Origin of the sequence: Shewanella sp., from assembly GCF_051658185.1 — a bacterium.
In the GTDB taxonomy this organism is placed as follows: domain Bacteria; phylum Pseudomonadota; class Gammaproteobacteria; order Enterobacterales; family Shewanellaceae; genus Shewanella.
In genome coordinates this window covers 1-2,303 of sequence record NZ_JBOFMC010000157.1, presented here as the reverse complement: position 1 = coordinate 2,303, position 2,303 = coordinate 1, and the positions used below count along the sequence as shown (strand labels likewise).

The window sequence follows — 2,303 nt, the reverse complement described above, 5'->3', positions numbered from 1 at the left end:
GTTGCTTGTGTGAGTTTAAGTGCCTGCTCCAGCACGCCGACGTCAACGGCTCAAGGCTCTGCGGCGAGTGCTCCGACGCCACCTCTTAGCCTGCAGGCGCAGGCAAGTCAGCCGACTTTGGCTGATATTATCCAAGCTCATGCAGAGGCTTTTCCTCGCTGCCTTAAAAACTTACAGGCCAAAGCTCGCAGTGAAGGGTTATCGGATACCACCATCAATACCACCATCGCCAATCTTGAATTTGTGCCAAAGGTGATTGAACTGGACCAACAACAACCTGAATTTAGCCAGACCTTTGCTAATTATTTTAACAAACGAGCAACTGACTGGCGGGTGAATGAGGGGCGACGTTTATTAACACAACATCGGCCATTGCTGGATAAACTGGCTAAGCAATATGGTGTACCGCCCCAATATATTTTGTCTTTTTGGGGATTAGAGACTAATTACGGCTCCTACAAGGGAAAAATGTTGGTACTCGACTCCCTTGCCACTTTAGCCTGTGAGCCCCGCCGCAGTGGTTATTTCACCACGGAGCTGATGCAAGCTCTTAAATTAAAAGAAAAATATAACTTCGATAAAGAGACTATGGTCGGCTCTTGGGCTGGGGCGATGGGACACACACAATTTATGCCATCGGCCTATGCAAAATATGCCGTCGATGGGGATGGTGACGGCAAAGCCGATTTGTGGAACAGCACTGCGGATGCGCTTACCTCGGCGGCCCATTTTTTACAGAATTTAGGCTGGCAAGCTAACCAACGTTGGGGACGTGAAGTGTTGCTCCCCGCGCAGTTTAGTTACGATCATTTAGGCGCAAAACAGGCCTTACCGTTATCGGCTTGGGCCGCTCAAGGCGTGGTGCAGAGTAATGGACAAGCGTTACCCTCAATGGATATGAAGGCGGCATTATATTTACCCGCAGGCCATACCGGCCCAGCCTTTTTAGGTTATGAAAACTTCAATGTGATTATGCGTTGGAATCGCTCGGAATTTTATGCCATTAGTGTTGGACATTTAGCCGATCGCATTAATGGCGCAGAACCTCTTAAAGTGGCTCCACCTGAGCAGCCGCGCTTAAGTCGTGAGCAAGTAAAGCAACTGCAAATCAAATTGAATGAGGCCGGTTTTGCCGTCGGTAAACCTGATGGTGTATTAGGGCGCAATTCCATTGCAGGCATCCAAGCGTTTCAGCGCAGTCAACAGATGATTGCCGATGGTTTTCCAAGCCAAGCGGTGTTTACTGCCCTCGGTATTGCTTTATAACCTCGGCGGATAAATTGGGCTTAAGGGTGTTCATTGGACCAAGATAAAACGGTGGAGTGTCTTGCGCCGTTTTGTTAAGCTCGCCGAAAATTGAGATCTCACAAAATCAAAGGACAATAGATGATCATTCAAGACGATATGGTGGTGCAGTTTAATTACACGCTGCGTGATGAACAAGGCGAGGTGATTGAAACTAACGCAGGCCGTGAGCCAATTGCCTATTTACATGGGCATGACAATATGATGCCGGGTGTAGAAGGCGCGATAGACGGTAAAGCCGTGGGCGACAAATTTACGGTAACCTTGCCAGCAGAGCAAACCTACGGTGAGCGTATCGCAGACAGTGAGGCGCATCAGCGCGTATCGGTGAAGCATTTATTAGGCGGTGCGGTGTGGAAACCTGGGATGACGGCGGTAGTCAACACGGATCAAGGTCAACGCCAAGTCACTATCGTAAAAATCGGGAAATTTATGGCGACCGTGGATATTAATCATCCTCTGGCTGGCCGTGAATTGACCTTTGATATTGAGATTGTCGGCGCCCGCGACGCATCGGATGAAGAAATTGCCCATGGCCACGCCCATGGTGCCGGTGGCCATCATCACTAGGTCAGTGGCAGGGTAACCCTACAGCGTCGCGTGCTTTAGCACGCGACGCTGTAGGCGCGAAATGCTAAGAGCTAAATATGAAGTGCTAAGTGCGCTTAAGTCCTCTGGTCACCTTGCCATTAAACCTTATTCCAAAGCTTGCCCTAAACCATCTTAAAAACCATCTTAAAAACCATCTTAAAAACCATCTTAAAAACCTCCACTAAAAGCCCCATAAATCGGCATCCTATGGATTTAACCTCTCGCCGGATTTCCCCCTAGTCTGTATCAGCCACTATTGCGGACCTAAGATGACAACGCCATGGCGCCGTGGCTTGATAACACCAGCGGCTTATTGGATACGTCAGTGTCAGCATGTTGTGCTAGCCATGGGGGGCTGCGCGTAGCATGGGGTTTTAGCTCTTGATTGTTATCGGTAAATGCCAACA

At 49.1% G+C, this 2,303-nt stretch carries 2 protein-coding genes; both read left to right on the top strand.

The window, feature by feature from the left end; all coding sequences use genetic code 11:
- The first annotated feature begins 90 nt into the window (after positions 1 to 90).
- Positions 91 to 1,266, top strand: coding sequence for a lytic murein transglycosylase (locus ACRCZA_RS06510; protein WP_438673643.1), 1,176 nt, complete (start codon positions 91 to 93; stop codon positions 1,264 to 1,266).
- 120 nt (positions 1,267 to 1,386) lie between these two features.
- Positions 1,387 to 1,875 carry an FKBP-type peptidyl-prolyl cis-trans isomerase gene (locus ACRCZA_RS06505; protein ID WP_438673642.1) on the top strand — a complete coding sequence of 163 codons (489 nt, stop codon included), beginning with the start codon at positions 1,387 to 1,389 and terminating at the stop codon, positions 1,873 to 1,875.
- Positions 1,876 to 2,303: the final 428 nt, after the last annotated feature.

What these genes read in the sequence shown, in the direction of transcription:
- ACRCZA_RS06505 (WP_438673642.1), top strand. Translation starts at nt 1,387, where the DNA reads ATGATCATTCAAGACGATATGGTGGTGCAGTTTAATTACACGCTGCGT.